The sequence below is a fragment of the Bradyrhizobium sp. SZCCHNR1051 genome (assembly GCF_032489615.1).
In the GTDB taxonomy this organism is placed as follows: domain Bacteria; phylum Pseudomonadota; class Alphaproteobacteria; order Rhizobiales; family Xanthobacteraceae; genus Bradyrhizobium.
On sequence record NZ_JAUEYJ010000027.1, the window covers coordinates 1 to 18,272 of the forward strand.

The window sequence follows — 18,272 nt, forward strand, 5'->3', positions numbered from 1 at the left end:
CGGCTGGAACGACATTTGCCGGAAGGGACTTTCACCCTCTCAAGAACCGCGCCTTTCCACGGCGCACCTTATACGCGCTCTCCTCGGGGACCGGGCTTTGTTGCCCCCGTCGCCTGCTGATCATCTCAGCCGGCTTGACCTCAGCATCGGGAGGCCAGGACCACACGATTTCGCCGGCGCATCCTGCCGTTCGTCCGCACGGCAACACCATGCTGCGGCAGAGCTGCGCCCATCGCATCCCGCCTCCACGTTCGTGACGATCGCGAAGCGCCCCTCTTGGTGAGGCGAGACAGGCCCACTGTTTCATGAATTCCGAAAAAGCGAAAGAGGAATCTTGCCGGCTCATGACTGGCGCCGGCGAACGCATTGAGAGCGTTGGCGGAAAAGGTCTTTGCGTGAGTCCGCACGAGGCTGCTCCGACGTCGCGGCTGCGGCTGGTCGCCGCAAGTCCGGGCCTGTGAGTCGCCCGACGGGCAGCGCTGAGCTTCGCCTTGATGAAGGACCGCACCGCTCTCCGGTGACCACCGCGCGGCGTGTGATGCAGTGATGGCGCTCAAAGCCGCGGGTCGATCGGCTCGCTCTCCAGCGCCAGCACCGCGAACACGCATTCATGCACGCGCCGCAGCGGCTCGCGGGCGACGAAGCGCGTGAGCGCCTCGTGGCCGAGGGCGAACTCGCGCAAGGCCAGCTTGCGCTTGCCGTCGAGCCTGCGCTGGCGCAGCCGGACGATGTGCTCCGGCGCATCATATTCCGGGCCGTAGATGATGCGCAGATATTCTGATCCGCGCACCTTCAGCGCCGGCTGGATCAGGCCCTTCGGGCCGCGTGCGACGAAGCTGCGCGGTTTCACCACCATGCCTTCGCCGCCGCCTTCGGTGAGTTGCTCCCACCAGGCGATGGCGTCGGCGACGGCCTGGTCGTCCGCCAGCGCCACTGTCCGCCATTGCGTGCGGGTGACGACGGATGTCGACACGGCCGCCAGCCGGTCGGCGAGGCCCATGTGCCAGACATGGTCCTGGTCGAACCAGACCCGGCCTTCGCTGGCCAGCAGGTGAAACGGCGCGACCTTGAGATCATCGACGCCCGAGACCGGCCAGATGTAGGGCGCCCAGGCCCGGCCATAGCGTATGGCACGTTGCACCCGGTCGCGGACGTGATCGCCGAGCGCTGCGACATCGAGGCCACGCGCGGCGGCGCGATCCAGCGCATCCGCCGCCGCCGAGAGGCCGGCGACCGAGGACGCCGCGACCGGGGCATACTGGCTCTCGATCAGGCTGCCGGCCTTGGCTGACCACGGCATGATCTCGGCATCGAGCAGAGCCCAGTCGGACTGCAGCTCCTGCCACAAGCCGGATTCGTCGAAGGCCAGCCGCAGCCGCGCCAGCAGCGCCTCGGCCATCGCGGCGTCGTTGAAGAAGGCGCGTCCGGTGCGGGTCCAGATCGCGCCGCGCTCGCCGCCGCCAACACCAAAGCGCGCTCTGGCCACCTCGGCGCTCCTGCACAGCGCGATCACCGCGCGCGAGCCCATGTGCTTCTCCTCGCACACGACCTCGCCGACGCCACGGTCGCGGAAATGCGCGAACGCTTCCTCGGGCCGCTCCAGCCAGCCCTCGCGCGCGCTGGTCTCGGACGGCGACATGGTCGGCGGCAGATAGGCCAGCCATTGCGGCGCCAGCGCGAACCGGCTCATCACCTCCAGCGCGGCGGCGGCGTTCTCCTCGGCGACGACGACGCGGTTCAGCAACGTCGTGTCGATCCAGCGCCGGCCGCTGACGTCGGCGATATCGAGCAACTGGTCGGCCTCGGCCTGGGCCGAAGCGCTGCCGGCACGGGCGGCGAGCGGACGCACCGGCTCGCACCAGACGCGCTCGGCCTCGACATCGACGATCTCGCGCTCAGGCCAGCGCAGCGCGGTCAAGCGTCCGCCGAACACGCAGCCGGTGTCGAGGCAGAGCGTGTTGTTGACCCATTCCGCGTTGAGCACCGGCGTGTGGCCATGGACCACGCTGGTCGTCCCGCGATAGTTCGCGGCCCAGTCGGCGCGCACGGGCAGGCCGAATTCGTCGATCTCGCCGGTGGTCTCGCCATAGAGCGCGAACTCGCGCACCGCGCCGGAGCCGCGGCCGATCATCTCCTCCTTCAGCCCGGCATGCGCGACCGCGAGCCGGCCGCCATCGAGCCAGACATGGCTGCGCAGGCCGTCGAGGAACGACGGCAGCGCGTCGCGGAAGCTGCGGTTTTCCTTCGCAAGCTGATCGATCGTGGCCTGCAGGCCGTGCGCGATCGTGATCTTGCGGCCGGCGAGCCAGCGCTGGAATTTGCGGTCGTGATTGCCCTGCACGGCATAGGCGGTGCCCGCGGCCGTCATGCTCATGACGATGCGCAGCACATCCGGCGAGCGCGGGCCGCGATCGACGAGATCGCCGACGAAGACGGCCTTGCGGCCGGCCGGCGGCGTCACGGTGACCGCGCGATCGCCCCCGGCCTCGGTCCATGTGACCTGATAGCCGAGCTTCGCCAGCAGCGCCTGCAACTCATCGGCGCAGCCATGGACGTCGCCGATGATGTCGAACGGCCCGCCGTCGTGGCGCTTGTCGGTCCACAGCGGCTGCCGCGTGAGGGTGGCGGCCTCGATCCGCTCGACGCTGTCGAGCTTCCACACCTGGCGAAAGCCCTCGCGCTGCAGGCCGCCGAGGCCGCGGCGGATCTCCGACACCATGCGCTGCACGACTGGCCCGCCGAAAGTGCGCTCCGGCCGTGTCCGGTTTCTGTCGATGCAGATGTCGATGCCGGGATCGAACACGATCGCGACCGGCAGCGCATGCCATTTGCGCGCCAGCTCGATCCAGCCCTTGCGGTCCGCGGGGCGCACATTGGTGGCGTCGATCACCGCGAGGCGGCGATGCTTGAGGCGTCGGCCTGCGATCTCGCGCACGATGTCGAAGGCATCGGCGGAGACGCTCTGATCGGTCTCGTCGTCCGCGACCAGCGCGCGGCAGTGATCCGAGGAGATCACCTCGGTCGGCAGGAAATGCCTGGCGGCGAAGGTCGACTTGCCGGAGCCGGTCGAGCCGATCAATACGACCAGCGAGAAGTCGGGGATGTCGATGTTCATGGAATTGCTCAGCGGGTGAAGACGGCCATCTGGGTCGGCGCGCCGAAGGTCTCGTCATGGTGGCCGATACCGGAGAAGGCGACCTGATAGGTGAAGGCTGCGCAGATGCGCTCGGCCCAGGCGGCGAACTCGGCACGGCTCCATTCGAAGCGATGGTCGCGGTGGCGGAACTGGCCTGCGGGCAGGCTCGAAAACAGCGCATTGTAGTCGGCGTTCGGCGTGGTCACGATCACGGCGCGCGGACGCGCTGCACCGAACACGACGCGCTCGACCAGCGGCAGCCGGTCGGGATCGAGATGCTCGATCACCTCGACCAATGCAGCGGCATCGACGCCGGCCCAGCGGTCGTCGCGATAGGTCAGCGAGCCGTGGAGAAGCGTGACGCGGCCTTCGGGCGGGCCGCCTGGCCATCCCAGCTTCAGTCGCCTGGACGCGCGCTCCAGCTCATGCGCGGCAGGATCGAGCCCGATCAGCCGGGTCACCCAGCGCTCACGCACGAGGAGCTGCAGCAGCTTGCCTTCGCCGCAGCCGAGGTCGGCGATGGCCTTGGCGCCGCTCGTGCGCAGCGCGTCGACGACCGCTTCCATCCGCAGGTCGTTGAGCCGGATCGGCCGTTCCAGCGTGTCCTCGGACTCGCTGCGCGCCTCCGGCTCCAGCGCGTCGTCCTGCGTCTCGGGCGCAAGGCGTTCCAAAGCCGCGCGTGCGAGTACGCCGCGGTGGCGCAGATAGCGGCGCACGATCAGCTCCCTCGCAGGATGCGTGTCGAGCCAGCCTTCGCCGCGCTTGAGCAGCTTGTCGATCTCCTCGTCGCCGACCCAATAGTGCTTGGCGTCGTCCATCACGGGGATCAGCACGTAGAGATGATTGAGGAGCGCGCTGAGCCGCGCGGTGCCGCGCAGCGTGAGCCGGACGTAGCGGCTCGACGCGTCGCCCTGCGGCCCCGGGATCGCGGCGAGATCGACCTGCCAGCCGAGCGGCTCGAACAATTGCCGCAGCACGGCTTCGCCGCCGCGCAGGGGCAGGGGCGTCACCACCGCCTCGAGCGCAATGGCGCTGTCGGCGAGCTCCTGGCGCGCGCTGCTGACGCCGTTCATCGCGGTCCGGAATGCCTTGTTGAGCGCGACAGAGAGGAAGGACGACGCCGCGTAGGGGCGGTCGTTGACATATTGGTCGAGCAGGCCATCGCTCTGCCCCTTGCCGCGCACGAGCCCGATCGGATCGACGTCGAGCATCAGCACCGCCTCGCAGCGGCTCTCGCTGGCCTCGGGATAGAAGATCAGCGCCTTGCCATAGGTGAGCGCGAGCTCGTGCAGCCGCTCCGGATGCTTGTTGAGTAGGTAGCCGAGATCGGTGGCGGGCTGATGGGTGGTGGCGATGGACAGGTACATGAGGTCAGATACCGGATGAGGAAACAACGATCCAGTGCTTCGAAGCCAAAGTTTGGCGGTGGCCGTTCTCGCATTCGCTTTCGCATCGGATCTGGGAGCGCTGGACAAAAGGTACGCCATCTCCGCAGGACGACTCTTGCGGAGAACGAGGGCAGGGACGCAATTCGGCTCGAATCGTCATGGAATTGACTTCGCATGAGCAGAGTCCTGAAAATCGCCGGGCTGCTGGTGCTGATCTGCGCCGGCTTCATGTTCTTCAACAACGCCAATCTGCAGGTGACAAAGGAGGCTGGGCGGCTGCATCTCCTGGCTCATCGAGGTGTGTCACAGCAGTTCGATCGCACCGGCCTGACGAGCGAAACCTGCACTGCGGCGCGGATGCTGCCGCCGACGCATGACTATCTCGAGAACACCATCGCCTCCATGCGCGCGAGCTTCCTGGCCGGCGCCGATATCGTGGAATTCGACGTGCACCCAACCACCGATGGCCAGTTCGCGGTGTTCCATGACTGGACGCTCGACTGTCGCACCGATGGCAAGGGCGTCACGCGCGAGCATGCGATGACGGCGTTGCGGCAGCTCGACATCGGTTATGGCTACACCGCCGATGGCGGCCGCACCTATCCATTCCGCGGAAAGGGCGTCGGCCTGATGCCGTCGCTGGACGACGTGCTCGCGACCTTTCCGGACAAGTCGTTCCTGATCAACGTCAAGAGCAATGATCCGGCGGAAGGCCGGCTGCTTGCCGCGGCACTTGCACCGATCGACGCTGCGCAACGCGGGCGGCTGATGGTGTATGGTGGCGATGCGCCGATCGCGGCGCTCAGGGCGGCGCAGCCGGGGCTGAAGGTGATGTCGCGCGGCATGCTGAAGAGCTGCCTGCTGCGATATATCGGATATGGCTGGACGGGGCTGGTGCCGTCCGCATGCCGGAACATGATGGTGCTGGTCCCGGTCAATGTCGCGCCGTGGCTCTGGGGCTGGCCAGACCGTTTCCTCGAGCGCATGGCACAAGGAGGAAGCAGCGTCTTCGTGGTCGGTGCCTATCATGGCGAGACATTCTCCACCGGACTGGATTCGCCGGACGACATCGCCCAGTTGCCCAAGAACTTCGCTGGGGGCGTGATGACGGACGAGATCGAAACGGTGGCGCCGCTCCTGAAGCACGCTCCGCAAAGAGATCAATCGAGCCGGCCGTAACCGCGCAGCATGGGAAGGGGACCCGGGCGCGTCTGTGACGCGTCCGGGTCCGTTGTCGTCAGTGCAGGGTGGCGCCTCGCAGCGTCTCCTCCTGCGCCGCGATCCAGGCGATCACGGCCTCGGAGAAGCCGTCGACCCGCGTCCAGGGTCCGTAACCGACCCCGTGCTGGTACGACGCCACGTTGACCATGGTCCCGCGCGCCTTGGGCGACGGCACCGCATCGTGGCTCTGCTCGTCGGTGAAGACGATCAGGCGGTCTCCCTTGCGGTCGATCTCGCCGACCGCACGGCCGAGATAGGTCCCGGAATGCGGCTGCGACCCGAGGATCGCATCGCGCAGCGCAAAGCCACGGCGCGGCGGCACCTTCACGATCTTGTCGCTGAACGTGAAGATCTCCACCTCGTCGCAGACCTCGCGGGCGAGGATCGCGAGCCCGCACGCAGCCTCCGCGCGCGTCATCTCTGACTGCGCGGACAGCTTTGCGAACATCGATCCCGAGACGTCGATCAGGAGCCGCGTGCGACCTGGCAGCCGCGCGTAGCCCTTGATCGCGCCCAGCATCGCCTGCTCGAGCTCGGGCTCGAAGTCCGGCGCATGCCGCGCCGCCGTGATGAACCGATACGGCAGGATCCTGTCCGTCCGCATCGTCTCGATCGCGGCCGCGATGGTTGCCCGCGGCACCCCGACCTCTCGCATCAGGCGCAGGTTGCGCAACAGCGCCAGCGCTCCGAGCCGCTTCTCGGCGAGCAGCCGCTCGAAGCTTGCGCGCTTGTCCGCGCCCTTCGACAGCGCGACCTCCCAGGTGTTGGGCGAGGGCAGCTCGCTTGCGGCGAGCTGCTTCCACACCGCCTCCTGGGCGGCATCCCTGGGCTTGGCGTGCACCAGGAACAGGACGTCGCGGAGCCGCACCGGTCCTTCGCGGTCATACTTCGCGAGCTGATAGGCGTCGAACTTCGTGAACGCCTTCGCCAGCCCCTTCTTGACCTGCGCCGACACCGGCTGCCGCCTGCGCTGCTGCTGCGGACCCAGCGAGTCCGCCCAATAGATAGCGAGCAGCTCGGTCATCTCGTCCGGCCGCTGGATGATGCGCGCCAGCGTCTCGGCGACCAGCGCACGGTGCTCCGGCAGCCGCGCCATCTCGCGGGCGACGAGCAGCGGCGCGTGCCGCAGCTTCATCTCCTCGCGCGCGCGGACCGCGAGCTGCGCCGCCTCGCGCGGCGCGACCTGCGGCACCAGCGCCTTGATGCGCTCGGCGACCGACACACCGTCCTCGTAGAACTGGTCCTCCCACAGCAGGCAGCTCAGCAGCGTACGCTGCAGTGCCTGCTCGGGCGCGAGCTGCCGGGACGGCGCACCCTCATGGGTGAAGGCGCGCAGGAACTTGTTGAGCCTGACCATGATGGCCTCCTCTCTGGGTTGATCTTGGTTGATGACGGGTGGAAGGGACGTCACGCGTGATCTCGTGCGGAGACCACGCGTCACAGATGACCACGCGCAGGGAACGGGCGAATGCTGAGCTCCGCTCCACTCGCGTGGAGCGGATAGTGCTCTGCCGCTGAGCTACCGGCGCATGGAACGCCGGATGGGACTCGAACCCACGACCTCTCGATTAGCAATCGAAGTATCAGCACTCTTCACCACGGCACGTGGAAGAAGGTGGCGCAGCAGACGTCTGCGCCGCAACGATCTGACCGCCTGTTCGAAGACGATCAGTTGAGATGGATCACGAGCCGGGAACAGGCGACGGCTGAGACCCGGTCGCTGATGGACCGGACAGCGCTCTGACCTCTGAGCTACCGGCATGGCGCCGGGCGGGAGTCGAACCCGCGACCTCTGGCGTGGAAGGCGAAGTAACAGTCGTCTTCACCACGGCTCGTGGATGCGGTCGGCGGGGAATAGGCGATGCTGTTGCTGCCCCAATGGGGCGCTCGGTTTCAACGAAGTAACAGACATCTTCACCACCGCCTTGCCCGCCCGGCGGTCGCCGAGTGGCGTTGATGGCATGCTGGGGAACAGGCGGTCTCGGCGATCAATGACGCCAACGCAGGTCATCCGAAAGAAGAACAACCGAAACCCGCGACTCGACGGCCCTCGCATGGCCGCCTCCACGGTACGTGACGCCATAGGCGGGATTCGAACCCGCATCACCAATGGTACGAAGGAGCCGACACCTTCACCACCAGCAGCTCCCGGCCGCGAACGACCGGGAATTCAAATAGCTTGTCTGCGGCGCGCGTTTGCGCCGCATGTTGCGAGCTCCAAGGAAGCTCGCTCTGCCATCGGTGTCCGGCGTTGCCGCCTCGTTCCCTCCGACAGGCCCCGCGCGCTCGGGCACGCGCATCACCTGCGCGAGCCCCGGGATCCGGGTCTCCCGTTCCGGCTGACAGCCGGGACTTCCGTTGGTTTCGCCGTGCAGGCCGCTCGCGTGAGGGCAACAAAAAACCCTCCGGAGCGGCTGGCTCGGGAGGGTCCGTGTGATGCGGACTGTTGATCTTGCCTCAAGCAAGACCGCTCCCCCGAGCATGGCGTGCGCCATCCACCGGCATGACGCCGTTGGACGTGCGGATGAAGTGTTCGTAGCCGAAGGACATCGTCTCGCTCATGTTTGTCGCGGGCGCAGTCGCTCGCGAGGCCGCGGGACATACGCCGCTTTGTTGGGGCTGTCAACAGCGTGTCTTCGAACTTTTTTGCCGACTGCGGCGGCCTTGATCTGCAACAACGCGCCGATGCGATGCCGGCGTATTGTCATCTTTGGCTCGATTGCAGCGGAACATGCAGGCGTGTTTGCTATGAACCGGCGAACGGTATTGTTAGGAACGGGGAGCGCGATTGCTGCCGCCATGCTCGGCGCTGCATCCTGGCGCGCGATCACGGGGACGATGCACGACTATGAGACGTATAGCGCCCGACTGCGCGCGCCGCTGTCGCCCGATATCACTTCGGTGATCCGCTACGCGACGCTTGCAGCCAACAGCCACAACACGCAGCCCTGGCGCTTTCGCGTAGCGCAGGATGCGATCGAGATCATGCCCGATCCGTCACGCCGCACGCCGGTGGTCGATCCGGACGACCATCATCTGTTCGTCAGCCTGGGCTGCGCGGCCGCCAATCTCGCGATCGCCGCGGATGCGAGCGGCCGTCCGGGCGAGCTCAGCAGCGACGGCCGGACGGTGCGGTACAGCTTCACGAACGGCACGGCGCATGACGATGCGCGGCTTGCGGCAATCGTCCGCAGACAGTCGACGCGCGCGGAGTATGACGGACGACCAGTGCCGCCAGGCGATCTCGCCGCGCTGCAGGCCGCGTCAACCATGCCAGGCGTCGATCTCGCGATCATCACGGCTCCCGCAGCGATCGCCGCCATCCGCGATCTCGTCGTCGCCGGCAATGATGCGCAGATGCGCGATGCGGCGTTCATGCGCGAACTGAAGAGCTGGCTGCGGTTCAATCCGCGCAGCGCGATCGAGACCGGCGACGGGCTGTTCGCGGCTGCCAGCGGCAACCCGTCATTGCCGACCGCGCTCGGTGGCCTCGCCTTCGATCGGCTCTTCAATGCAGCATCGGAGAACGACAAATACGCGCGGCAGATTCGCTCATCGGCCGGTGTCGCCGTATTCACCGCCGAGCAGGCCGATGCCTCGCATTGGATCAGGGCCGGGCAGGCGTGCCAGCGCTTCGCGCTCGAAGCAACGCGGCTGGGCCTGAAGCTCGCCTTCATCAACCAGCCGGTCGAAGTGGCCGCGTTGCGGCCAGAGCTGGCGCGCGTGGTCGGAACGACACGGCGGCCGGATCTCGTGCTGCGCTTCGGCTACGGGCCGGCGCTGCCCTTCTCGCCGCGGCGACGCGTTGCCGATGTGCTGAGTTCATGAGTCGTTCCTGTCAATCTTGACGGATTTGCGACTCGGTGCATTGCTTCGCTGCATGTTCGAGAACACCCGATTTGCACGCATGAGCGACGGGCATTATTGCCTGGTGCGCGACCTTGGCCTGGTCAAGGGCGGCAAGGGCATGCGCCATCATGAAGTGGTGGTCGATTTCAGCTATCGCGGCATGAAGGTGTTTGCCAAGCAGGGCGCGTCGTCGCTGATGCGCCGGGTCGCGGCGAAGCTCGCGCAGCATGACGCCACGTCGAAGCTTCCGGCGCTGCTGCGCGTGCGTCTGCGCGAGCCGCAGTAGCGTCAGCGCTTCCGCCGAAGCTTACGGCTCTGCGGCGTCGCGATCGGTCGTTTCGGGTCGTAGGGGCTGTTCGGATTGACGTCGAGCTCGACGTCGGTGACGCAGTATTGCGGCTGGCGGTGGCTGCGCCCCGAATGCCAGCGCCCCTGGCGCAGCTCGACCTTGCTGATGTCAGCGACATCGAAGCACTTCCATTGGCCGCCCGGCGGCAGGCCGCTGCTCGCGCCGCCCGCGAACTGGAACGCGAGCACGCGCTCGCGGCCGGCGGTGTGGCCGAGGATGATCGGGCAGATCGCGCGGGCGAAGCCGCCATACATGCACAGCACCTGCTGGCGTGTGATCATCGCCTGCATGATCAACTGGTAGGTCGGGCTCGGCATGCTGGCTTTCTGCACGATGCAGCAACATAAGACCGTCGGCCGCATGCGGTTCCGCATCGAACCTTGCAGCGGCGGCTCACGGGGTTAGATTGAGGCCTCAGCGACAAAGCGAGCAAGAGCCACGATGTCCGATCTCTCCAGCTTCCCGATCACCACGCGCTGGCCGGCGCAGCATCCCGACCGCATCCAGCTCTATTCGCTGCCGACCCCGAACGGCGTCAAGGTCTCGATCATGCTGGAGGAGACGGGCCTGGCCTACGAGCCGCACACGATCGATTTCGGCAAGGACGACCAGAAGACCCCGGAATTCCTCTCGCTCAATCCGAACGGCAAGATTCCCGCGATCATCGATCCCGACGGTCCCGGCGGCCAGCCGCTCGGCCTGTTCGAATCCGGCGCAATCCTGCAGTACCTTGCCGAGAAGACCGGAAAATTCCTGCCGAACGATCCGGCGCGGCGCTGGCAGACGATCCAGTGGGTGCATTTCCAGATGGGCGGCATCGGTCCGATGTTCGGGCAGCTCGGCTTCTTCCACAAATTCGCCGGCCGCGAGTACGAGGACAAGCGGCCGTTGCAGCGCTATGTCGCGGAGAGCAGGCGGCTGCTCGGCGTACTCGACGACAGGCTTGATGGCCGGCAGTGGATCATGGACGCCGACTACACCATCGCCGACATCGCGACGCTCGGCTGGGTGCGCAACCTGATCGGCTTCTACGGCGCGCGCGAGCTCACAGCCTTCGATGAGTTCGCGCATGTTCCGGCCTGGCTCGAGCGCGGGCTGGCGCGGCCGGCGGTACAGCGCGGGCTGGAGATCCCGCAGCGGCCGTGATCGTCAGCGAGGCCGATTTCGAACGTTGCATGGCCGAGCTGCTGTCCGCGCCGGCCACGCCGGGCGACGGCGTGCTGCCGTCCGACAGCGTGATGTGGCGCGTGCATCGCGAGGCCGCGCTGTTTCTCGGCGCAGGCCGCGCGCTGCTGTTGCAGCTCGCCCATCCCTGGGTGGCGGCGGGCGTTGCCAAGCAGTCGAAGGTGTTCGCCGATCCGCTCGGCCGTTTCCACCGCACCTTCGGCATCGTCTACACCATGGTGTTCGGCACGCGCGCGCAGGCGGTTGCCGTGGCGCGGCGGTTGTATCGGCGTCACGCCGCGGTCGACGGCGTCATGCCTGAGACGGTCGGACCGTTCGTGGCCGGCTCGCACTATCGCGCCAACGACGTCGACGCGCTGCGCTGGGTCCATGCCACCCTGGTCGAGACTGCGATGATGTCCTACGGCCTGTTGTGTCCGCCGCTCGGCGATGACGAGCGCGAGCAATATTGGCGTGAGGCGATGCGCTTCGCCGGTCTGTTCGGGATTCCGCATGAGGTGCTGCCGCCGGACTGGGGGGCTTTCAAGGCCTATGCGGCCGACATGATGGAATCGGAGACGCTGACGGTCAGCACGGCCGCGCGCGACATCGCGCAGCGCATCTTCTCGGGCGAGGCGACCTGGATCGCACCGCCGCGTTGGTTCACGGCGCTGACGGCCGAGATGTTGCCGGAGCGGCTGCGGCTTGCGTTCGGGCTGCCTTATGGCGAGCGCGAACGCCGCAGCGCCGCGCGAGCTCGAGTCTGGTTGCCGCGCGCCTATGCGGTGCTGCCGGAGAGATTGCGCACCGTCGGCCCTTATCAGGAGGCGATGGCGCGCATCGAGGGGACGACGTGTCCGCCGTTCACGCGGCTGCTCAACCGTGTCTGGATCGGACAGCCCAGCATGGGCAGCCCGTTCGAACAGCGTGCAGAACGTGCGCGGAGCGGAACGGTCTGAGGCCGGCGCGCTTGCGGCGCAGACGACGGATCATGGCCGTGGAGCGAGCTTGAGCGTGATGCCGCGAACCTCCTGCGGCGTCGGCGCGCGGCTGCCGCCGGGTTGGCTGATGCTGAGACGGATCGACAGCCGTCCACTCTTGATCGCCTCCTTCGGCACCGGAAGCGCGTAGGTGCCGGCCTCCGCACCAGTGCGAAGGCCGAATGGCGAGATGGTCCCGAGCGGCATCCCGGACGCCGTCGTCACCGTCACCTCCTGGCCTCGCCCCAGTGCGCCCAGGCTGATCTCGACGACTGGAGCGTCGCTCGCATCCAATGGCCGCGGCAGGACCAGATCGATGGCTCTGAACGGCTCCGCCCCCAAGGACGAGGCCGGCCGCAGCACGGCACATAGCAGCACGGCGCAGGCTCGCAGCGCGGCGCGCCTCCCGTTCATGGGCGCAGCGGTCCGACCGAGAGCGCTTTCAGCGTCGGCGCAGCGCCGACGCCGCCCGAGGGCACGACGCGGATGCTCAGCGGCTGGTTGGGCGCGGCCCGCAGGGCGGAGAAGGCCTCTCGCTTGGTCGGCAGCGGCACCGCGAAGGTCGCATCCATGGTCATGGCCATGCCCGGCATCATCGATCCGAAGAAGGCGATGGTGCCTGCATAATATGGGCTGTCAGCCGTGACCTTGGTGACGTTGGCGGGCGCGTTCACCAGGACGTCGAACTCGCGCACAGTCGAATAGCCGCTCGGGCGGGGCAGCGTGATCTGCGCCATCAGCGGCTGCGGCCGCGCTGCCGCCAGATGCGCTTCGAGCGCATCGCCGGGGATCCTCACCGTGCCCACATTGGCCTTGACCGAGCCCTGCTGCGGCTTGGCCTGCGGCGCCGAGGCGACCGCGGGCGGATTGACGATGTCCTCACCGAAGCCCGGCGCATAGTCGTAGTCGAAGCGATCGGTCGAGATGTAGTCGTCGGCCTTGCTGGGGCCGACGTAGCCGCCCTTGCCGTCGGCATAGAACAGGAAGGGCTCGTCGGAGAACGTCTTCAGGTCGGCGCCCTGCGGCAGGTAGGGAAGCTTGAGCCGCTGCTGCTTGCGCGTCCAGACATCCCAGAGCCGGTCCATGTTCGAATGATGCAGGAAGAAGATCGGGTCGACCGGGGACAGGAAGTTGGTCATGTTGCCGTAGGGGCCGGGATCGAGCGGGCCGACGCCGCCGATGTAGTTGTGGACCTTGTTGTGCGGCAGGCCTTCCAAGGTCGAGAACTTGGTCGCGCCGTTCGGCTGGGTGTTGTGCGAGGCGGTCTTCGAGCTGGTGAAGCTCAGATAATTGTCGACGTTGTAGAAGTCGGTCGGCAGCAGGCCCGCCATGATCACGAAGGGCGAGACGTCGTAGGTGGTCTTGGCGTCGAGCTTCGGATTGTCGCGTGACAGATAGCGTGAGGCGCAGGTGGTGGCGAAGGCCTCATTGCCGGAGATGCCGGCATTGGCGGACGGCGAGAAGCCGGTGACGTCGTTCCAGAGATCGTCGATCGACTTGTAGCCGCGGATCTCGAGCTGGCCGCGCTGATCCTTCGACAGGCTGTTCCAGTAATCCGTCAGCGCCGGCTTGATGAACGAGGTGAAGACCGCGAGATTCCCGGTGAACGGCTGATACGCGCGGTCGGTCGGTGTCAGTACGGCGTCGAACATGCCGGCGGGAATCTCCGGCAGTTCGGTCCAGTCCCAATAGGGCAGCGCGAAATCGTCGTCGCCACTGAGGGCGCGGATCGATTGCTCGAAATAGCCGAGATAGCCGCGATGCCAGACGTAGAACCACCAATTGCCGTGCGGGCAGTCCATCAGGTGGATGAACGCGTTGCGGAACCAGTTCTGCGGATGGTTTGCGGGAAGCTGCAGCATGGCGGCGACGCCTTTGGCGTAGCTCGCCAGCATCTTCTGGCCTTCCGCGCTGGTGACGTTGTGGCGGCGATATTTCGCGGCGGCGCGGCTCGGCCTCGGCGAGATGACGGTGGAGGCTGCGGCCATCGCGGCCGTCGCCAGGAATGTCCGGCGGGTCTGTCGCAATCCCATGCTCATCTGAAATGAATCCTGGTTGGAAAAGCGCCATGATGCGGTCTCGCGCTTGCAATCTCAAGTAGCAATTGCGTGTGATGGATGTATGATGCCACCTGAGAGGTTTGCCGATGAACGCGCTGACGCTGCTGATCATCCGCCATGCAGAGAAGCCGGACGGCGACGCGACAGGCCCGGGCCTGACCCACGAGGGCCAGCCGGACTCGAAGTCGCTGGTGATCTTCGGCTGGGAGCGGGCAGGGGCCTGGACGGCGCTGTTCGGCAGCGGACTGGGCGGCACGGATTATCCGACACCGCAGGCGGTCTATGCCGCCGATCCCGACACCGCCGAGGACGGCTCCGACCCGAGCCGCCGGCCCTATGAGACGGTGCTCGATTTGGCTGCGCGCGTCGGCCTCGACAAGCCGAACACGTCCTTTGCGAAGGGGCAGGAGGCGGCGCTGGTCGAAGCCCTGCTATCGCTGTCCGGCACCGTGCTGGTGGCTTGGGAGCACAAGGCGATCATCTCCGACATCCTGCCGCGGCTGCCGGTGAGCAATGAAAGCCAGTTACCGACCCACTGGTCCGGCAAACGCTTCGATGTGGTGCTGCGGTTCGATCGCGCCGACGGCGGGGCGGAATTCACGTTCAGCGAGCTCTATCCCTGCCTGATGCCGGGGGATTCCGACAAGCCGCTGCAGAGCGATCCGAACGACGGGTGAACCACCAAGCCGGAGATATTATCCCCAGGGAAGAGGGTGCGGCGCGATGCTGCCGCCCGGATCGTGGTAAATGGGTCTGTCGAACGCGCGATCGCGTTCGCCGGATTACAATGCATGCCGCTTCCTTTCAAAAGGCCCCAGGCCATCCGGTCCTTCTTCGGCCATGCCGCCTTTCAGAAGGCCGAGCATATTCAGCTTCGCGGAGGGGTTCTCGATCTCGACATCAGCGATGACGGCCGGGAACTGGCGGCCTCGGTGCAGGGATCGCAATCCTGGCCCTATGAGGTCGAGATCAGGCTGGAGCGGGACCAGCACGGGCGCTTGGACGTATCCGGCACATGCACGTGCCCGATGCAGCACAATTGCAAGCACGTTGCGGCGGTTCTGCTCGAAGCCATCGAGCCGTCGGAGAACGACCTGGATCAGGGGACTCCGCCAAGGGCGGCGGGAAAGACAGCAGGGCAGGCGGGCACAGTGGTGCTGCCGCCAGAGATCAGCGCGTGGCTCAACAAGATCGGCGCGGTCAGCCGTGGCGATAGCTATCCCCCCGCGGTGAGGCAGAGGTTGATCTATGGCGTGCAGCCCCATTCCGAGCCGGGAGGTGCACCTTTTCCGGTCGTCCGTCTGTGGTCGGTCCGGCTGGGCAAGGACGATAGCTTTGCCTCCGCGTTCGCGAAGGTCGATCAACTGCGGACAAGTGCCGCGCATGCGCCGGCGTTCTATCGCGACATCGACATCGCGATCGCGGCGTGGCTTGGACATCAAGTCTATCTCGACGGACAATGGGCGTTCCGGATCGGCTCTGCCGCGCTGCTGAAGCGAATCGTCGAGACCGGCCGGGCGTATTGGCGCGATCATACCGGGCCGCTGCTGCGCTGGGGCGACATCCGCGGCGGCCGCATCGAATGGCAGCCGGTCGGCCTGCGAGGCATCGGCGCAAGGCTCGTGGTCGATGGTCTGACGGCCCTGCATGCCGAGCCGCCCATCTATGCCGACGAGAACAGCGGCGTCGTCGGCGAGGCCGATCCCGGTATAGATCCGCGAACCGCGCATCACCTGCTGAGCGCGCCGACGTTGCCGAAGGCGCTGATCGGCGAAGTGTCCCGGCGTCTCAGCCAGCGGCTGCCCGCGCTCGATCGCGCCCTGCTGCCGTCGCCGCCGAGCGAGGTCGTCAAGATCGAGGCCAAGCCGGTGCCTGTTCTGCACCTGCGACGCGGACCTTATCCCGGCTATGGCTTCCGCGGCGTCCACACCAGCGGGCTTCCACTCGGCGTGATCCGCCTGGCCTTCCGTTACGGTCCGATCGAAATCGAGACCAAGAGCAGCGCCAACGGGATGGAGGTGTTCCACGACGGACGGGTACACCTCGTCACGCGGGCCAAGGCGGACGAGCGAAAGACGTCCAAGCGGCTGAGCGATCTCGGCCTCGTTCCGCTCAAGAAAGTCCAGACCTACAGCTTCGGTGGCCACGGTGACGATCTGACCTTCGCCGACGAAGGTCGCTGGCTGCAGTTCATGCATCTCGAGCTCGAGGCATTGCGGGCGGAGGGATTCGAGATACGGATCGATGATGCCTTCCCGTTCCGGATGGCCGAGTCCTCCGGCCTCATCGACATGGAGATCGAAGGGAGCGGGATCGACTGGTTCGAGTTCGGCTTCAAGATCGACATCGACGGCAAGCCGCATGATCTCGCCGAGCTGCTGGCGCGGCTGCTCGCGCAGCCCGGGATCGTTGACGCGCTGGCCGACGCGGACTCCACCGCGAAGCACATGTATGTGCCGCTGCCCGACGGCCGACACCTGGCGCTCGCGGCCGGCCGCTTCCTGCCGGTTCTGCTGGCGCTGCAGACGATGCGGCTGAGCGGCGGCGGCTTGGATGCGTCGGGCAAGCTCAAGCTGTCTCGTGCGCAGCTCGTGCCGCTGCTGGCGCACGATCCGGGCGCATTCAAGGGCCCCGATGATCTGCGCCGGCTCGCGGATCTGGTGCGGCAGCATCGGCCGGATGAATTGAAGCTGCCGGCCGGCTTCACCGCCACGTTGCGCCCCTATCAGCGGCAGGGCGTCGCCTGGCTCGATCTCCTGCGGCAGGCCAACCTCGGCGGCGTGCTCGCCGATGACATGGGCCTCGGCAAGACCGTCCAGGTGCTGGCCCTGCTCGCGCTCGAGAAGGCGCGCGGCGCGCTGGCGAGGCCCGTGCTCATCGTCGCGCCGACCAGCCTGATGACGAACTGGTTCAACGAGGCAAGCAAGTTCGTTCCTGACCTGAAGGTCCTGGTGTTCCACGGCGCCGCTCGCAAGGAGCTGATCGCGCAGATTTCGGAGCACGACGTCGTGCTCACCACCTATCCGCTGATCGCGCGCGACCATGAGCTCATCCTGGGACGGGACTGGCACATGGCCATTCTCGACGAGGCGCAGACCATCAAGAATCCCAATGCCGCCACGACGCGCTGGCTCAATGCGATCAAGGCCAGCCACCGCTTCTGCCTGACGGGCACTCCGATGGAGAACCATCTCGGCGAGCTCTGGTCGATCATGAGCTTCGTCAACCCCGGCTATCTCGGCGACAAGACCGCGTTCACGCGCAACTGGCGCACGCCCATCGAGAAAGAAGGCAATGCGATGCGGGCGGCGGCGCTGACCCGCCGCGTCAAGCCGTTCCTGCTGCGGCGGACCAAGGAGGAGGTTGCGTCCGAGCTGCCGGCCAAGGTCGACATCGTGGAGACCGTCGCGATCGACGGCAAGCAGCGCGATCTCTATGATTCGATCCGCGCGGCGATGGCGAAGAAGGTGCGCAAAGCCCTTGACGAACGTGGTCTCGCGCGCAGCCACATCGTCGTGCTCGAAGCGCTGCTGCGGCTGCGCCAGGTCTGCTGCGACCCGCGGCTGGTGAAGCTCGACGACAAGGTCGAGCGCCCCTCGGCCAAGTTGGACCGGCTGATTGAGATGGTCGAGGAACTGCTCAGCGAGGGGCGCAAGATCATCATCTTCTCGCAGTTCACCTCGATGCTCTCCCTGATCGAGGAGCGTTTCGAGGCGGCTGACATCGCCTACGAGCTGCTCACGGGCGACACCCGCGATCGCAAGCGGCCGATCGAGGCGTTTCAGAGGGGAGACAGCCCGGTGTTCCTGATCAGCCTGAAGGCCGGCGGAGTCGGCCTCAACCTGACGGCAGCCGATACCGTCATCATCTACGATCCCTGGTGGAATCCTGCCGTCGAGGCGCAGGCGATCGACCGGGCGCATCGCATCGGCCAGGACAAGAAGGTCTTCGTCTATCGCCTGGTGACGGCCGGGACGATCGAGGAGAAGATCGGTGAGCTCAAGCTGCGCAAGCAGGCGCTGGCTGATTCACTGTTCGATCGCGAGGGCAATATCGGCAAGGCGCTGACGGAGGAGGATATCGCTGCTCTGCTGTCTTGATGTCGGGTGGAGATGCGTGGCGGCC

At 66.6% G+C, this 18,272-nt stretch carries 13 protein-coding genes and 1 tRNA gene; 7 read left to right on the forward strand and 7 right to left on the reverse strand.

Annotated features, from left to right (window positions below; genetic code table 11):
- Positions 1-553: 553 nt before the first annotated feature.
- Together QW868_RS28500 and QW868_RS28505 are read right to left on the reverse strand one after the other, a co-directional pair.
- The gene (locus QW868_RS28500) at positions 554-3,115 is read right to left on the reverse strand and encodes a polynucleotide kinase-phosphatase (protein ID WP_316232074.1); all 2,562 of its coding nucleotides are present in this window, start codon (positions 3,113-3,115) and stop codon (positions 554-556) included.
- An 8-nt stretch (positions 3,116-3,123) separates the two neighbouring features.
- Positions 3,124-4,503 (reverse strand): 3' terminal RNA ribose 2'-O-methyltransferase Hen1, encoded by a 1,380-nt coding sequence (locus tag QW868_RS28505; protein ID WP_316232075.1) that lies wholly within the window; start codon positions 4,501-4,503, stop codon positions 3,124-3,126.
- Between the two features lie 195 nt (positions 4,504-4,698).
- Between QW868_RS28505 and QW868_RS28510 the strand changes: the two genes are divergently transcribed.
- A complete protein-coding gene (locus QW868_RS28510; RefSeq protein ID WP_316232076.1) occupies positions 4,699-5,703 on the forward strand; it encodes a glycerophosphodiester phosphodiesterase family protein in 1,005 nt (334 codons plus the stop codon).
- Between the two features lie 58 nt (positions 5,704-5,761).
- Here the strand turns inward: QW868_RS28510 and QW868_RS28515 are convergent, their stop codons facing one another.
- Both QW868_RS28515 and QW868_RS28520 read right to left on the reverse strand, forming a co-directional pair.
- Positions 5,762-7,102 carry a TROVE domain-containing protein gene (locus QW868_RS28515; RefSeq protein ID WP_316232077.1) on the reverse strand — a complete coding sequence of 447 codons (1,341 nt, stop codon included), beginning with the start codon at positions 7,100-7,102 and terminating at the stop codon, positions 5,762-5,764.
- A gap of 173 nt (positions 7,103-7,275) precedes the next feature.
- Positions 7,276-7,352, reverse strand: a tRNA-Ser gene (locus QW868_RS28520).
- A 1,141-nt stretch (positions 7,353-8,493) separates the two neighbouring features.
- Between QW868_RS28520 and QW868_RS28525 the strand changes: the two genes are divergently transcribed.
- Together QW868_RS28525 and QW868_RS28530 are read left to right on the forward strand one after the other, a co-directional pair.
- Positions 8,494-9,573, forward strand: a complete 1,080-nt coding sequence (locus QW868_RS28525) for an Acg family FMN-binding oxidoreductase (RefSeq protein WP_316232078.1) — start codon at positions 8,494-8,496, stop codon at positions 9,571-9,573.
- A 79-nt stretch (positions 9,574-9,652) separates the two neighbouring features.
- Complete coding sequence (locus tag QW868_RS28530; RefSeq protein WP_315739326.1) at positions 9,653-9,880, forward strand: hypothetical protein; 228 nt, start codon at positions 9,653-9,655, stop codon at positions 9,878-9,880.
- Between the two features lie 2 nt (positions 9,881-9,882).
- On the opposite strand, the gene QW868_RS28535 is transcribed toward QW868_RS28530, so the two are convergent.
- Positions 9,883-10,260, reverse strand: a complete 378-nt coding sequence (locus tag QW868_RS28535; RefSeq protein WP_316232079.1) for a hypothetical protein — start codon at positions 10,258-10,260, stop codon at positions 9,883-9,885.
- Between the two features lie 124 nt (positions 10,261-10,384).
- Between QW868_RS28535 and QW868_RS28540 the strand changes: the two genes are divergently transcribed.
- Both QW868_RS28540 and QW868_RS28545 read left to right on the forward strand, forming a co-directional pair.
- Positions 10,385-11,089, forward strand: coding sequence for a glutathione S-transferase N-terminal domain-containing protein (locus QW868_RS28540; RefSeq protein ID WP_316232080.1), 705 nt, complete (start codon positions 10,385-10,387; stop codon positions 11,087-11,089).
- Positions 11,086-12,066 (forward strand): oxygenase MpaB family protein, encoded by a 981-nt coding sequence (locus tag QW868_RS28545; protein ID WP_316232081.1) that lies wholly within the window; start codon positions 11,086-11,088, stop codon positions 12,064-12,066. Before QW868_RS28540 ends, QW868_RS28545 begins: the two co-directional genes overlap by 4 nt.
- Before the next feature lie 30 nt (positions 12,067-12,096).
- Here QW868_RS28545 and QW868_RS28550 read toward each other — a convergent pair whose 3' ends face one another.
- Together QW868_RS28550 and QW868_RS28555 are read right to left on the reverse strand one after the other, a co-directional pair.
- The gene (locus QW868_RS28550; RefSeq protein ID WP_316232082.1) at positions 12,097-12,501 is read right to left on the reverse strand and encodes a hypothetical protein; all 405 of its coding nucleotides are present in this window, start codon (positions 12,499-12,501) and stop codon (positions 12,097-12,099) included.
- A complete protein-coding gene (locus tag QW868_RS28555) occupies positions 12,498-14,126 on the reverse strand; it encodes a tyrosinase family protein (RefSeq protein ID WP_316232083.1) in 1,629 nt (542 codons plus the stop codon). Before QW868_RS28555 ends, QW868_RS28550 begins: the two co-directional genes overlap by 4 nt.
- 107 nt (positions 14,127-14,233) lie before the next feature.
- Between QW868_RS28555 and QW868_RS28560 the strand changes: the two genes are divergently transcribed.
- Positions 14,234-14,824: a histidine phosphatase family protein gene (locus QW868_RS28560; protein ID WP_316232084.1), complete on the forward strand. Its 591-nt coding sequence runs from the start codon at positions 14,234-14,236 to the stop codon at positions 14,822-14,824.
- A 114-nt stretch (positions 14,825-14,938) separates the two neighbouring features.
- The gene (locus QW868_RS28565) at positions 14,939-18,247 is read left to right on the forward strand and encodes a DEAD/DEAH box helicase (RefSeq protein WP_316232085.1); all 3,309 of its coding nucleotides are present in this window, start codon (positions 14,939-14,941) and stop codon (positions 18,245-18,247) included.
- Positions 18,248-18,272 lie beyond the last annotated feature (25 nt).

What these genes read in the sequence shown, in the direction of transcription:
- QW868_RS28500 (WP_316232074.1), bottom strand. Translation starts at nt 3,115, where the DNA reads ATGAACATCGACATCCCCGACTTCTCGCTGGTCGTATTGATCGGCTCG.
- QW868_RS28505 (WP_316232075.1), bottom strand. Translation starts at nt 4,503, where the DNA reads ATGTACCTGTCCATCGCCACCACCCATCAGCCCGCCACCGATCTCGGC.
- QW868_RS28510 (WP_316232076.1), top strand. Translation starts at nt 4,699, where the DNA reads ATGAGCAGAGTCCTGAAAATCGCCGGGCTGCTGGTGCTGATCTGCGCC.
- QW868_RS28515 (WP_316232077.1), bottom strand. Translation starts at nt 7,102, where the DNA reads ATGGTCAGGCTCAACAAGTTCCTGCGCGCCTTCACCCATGAGGGTGCG.
- QW868_RS28525 (WP_316232078.1), top strand. Translation starts at nt 8,494, where the DNA reads ATGAACCGGCGAACGGTATTGTTAGGAACGGGGAGCGCGATTGCTGCC.
- QW868_RS28530 (WP_315739326.1), top strand. Translation starts at nt 9,653, where the DNA reads ATGAGCGACGGGCATTATTGCCTGGTGCGCGACCTTGGCCTGGTCAAG.
- QW868_RS28535 (WP_316232079.1), bottom strand. Translation starts at nt 10,260, where the DNA reads ATGCCGAGCCCGACCTACCAGTTGATCATGCAGGCGATGATCACACGC.
- QW868_RS28540 (WP_316232080.1), top strand. Translation starts at nt 10,385, where the DNA reads ATGTCCGATCTCTCCAGCTTCCCGATCACCACGCGCTGGCCGGCGCAG.
- QW868_RS28550 (WP_316232082.1), bottom strand. Translation starts at nt 12,501, where the DNA reads ATGAACGGGAGGCGCGCCGCGCTGCGAGCCTGCGCCGTGCTGCTATGT.
- QW868_RS28555 (WP_316232083.1), bottom strand. Translation starts at nt 14,126, where the DNA reads ATGAGCATGGGATTGCGACAGACCCGCCGGACATTCCTGGCGACGGCC.
- QW868_RS28560 (WP_316232084.1), top strand. Translation starts at nt 14,234, where the DNA reads ATGAACGCGCTGACGCTGCTGATCATCCGCCATGCAGAGAAGCCGGAC.
- QW868_RS28565 (WP_316232085.1), top strand. Translation starts at nt 14,939, where the DNA reads ATGCCGCTTCCTTTCAAAAGGCCCCAGGCCATCCGGTCCTTCTTCGGC.